Raw genomic sequence first — 1,203 nt, 5'->3', positions numbered from 1 at the left:
CGGCTTAGATGTCGAGGATCTTGGCCACGACGCCCGAACCCACGGTACGGCCGCCTTCACGGATGGCGAAGCGCAGGCCTTCTTCCATCGCGATCGGGTTGATCAGCTTCACGGTGATGCTGACGTTGTCGCCAGGCATGACCATTTCCTTGTCCGCGGGCAGCTCGATCGCGCCGGTCACGTCCGTCGTGCGGAAGTAGAACTGCGGACGGTAGTTGTTGAAGAACGGCGTGTGACGGCCGCCTTCGTCCTTGGACAGGACATACACCTCGGCGGTGAAGTGCACGTGCGGCTTGATCGAGCCGGGCTTGCACAGCACTTGGCCGCGCTCGACTTCTTCGCGCTTCGTGCCGCGCAGCAGCACGCCGACGTTGTCGCCAGCTTGACCCTGGTCCAGCAGCTTGCGGAACATTTCCACGCCGGTGCAGGTGGTCTTGACGGTGGGGCGGATACCGACGATTTCGATTTCTTCGCCGACCTTGATCACGCCGCGCTCGACAGCGCCGGTCACTACGGTGCCGCGACCCGAGATCGAGAACACGTCTTCCACGGGCATCAGGAACGTGCCGTCCACAGCGCGCTCAGGCGTGGGGATGTACGTGTCCAGGGCTTCTGCCAGCTTCATGATGGCGCCTTCACCCAGGTCACCCTTGTCGCCTTCCAGGGCGAGCTTGGCCGAGCCGTGGATGATGGGGGTGTCGTCGCCGGGGAATTCGTACTTGTCGAGGAGTTCGCGAACTTCCATTTCGACCAGCTCGAGCAGTTCCTTGTCGTCGACCATGTCGCACTTGTTCAGGAACACGATGATGTAGCCCACGCCCACTTGGCGAGCCAGCAGGATGTGCTCACGGGTCTGGGGCATCGGGCCGTCAGCGGCCGAGCACACCAGGATGGCGCCGTCCATCTGGGCGGCGCCGGTGATCATGTTCTTCACGTAGTCGGCGTGGCCGGGGCAGTCCACGTGTGCGTAGTGGCGGTTGGCCGTTTCGTACTCGACGTGCGCGGTATTGATCGTGATGCCGCGAGCCTTTTCTTCAGGCGCTGCGTCGATCTGGTCGTAAGCCTTGGCTTCGCCGCCGAACTTGGCCGACAGCACGGTGGCGATCGCAGCCGTCAGCGTGGTCTTGCCGTGGTCAACGTGACCGATCGTGCCCACGTTCACGTGCGGCTTGGTGCGGGTGAATTTACCTTTTGCCATTTTTC

General features: G+C 62.8%; 1 protein-coding gene. It reads right to left on the bottom strand.

Annotated elements, in window-relative coordinates:
- Positions 1 to 4: 4 nt before the first annotated feature.
- On the bottom strand, positions 5 to 1,198 hold the full coding sequence (gene tuf / locus AC1RAA_RS31165; protein ID WP_062478858.1) for an elongation factor Tu: 1,194 nt from the start codon (positions 1,196 to 1,198) through the stop codon (positions 5 to 7).
- Between the last annotated feature and the right edge of the window lie 5 nt (positions 1,199 to 1,203).

Source organism: Variovorax sp. GW823-FHT04F07 (assembly GCF_058795995.1).
The sequence above is the reverse complement of the archived record's forward strand: the minus strand, read 5'-3'. Positions and strand labels throughout refer to the sequence as shown.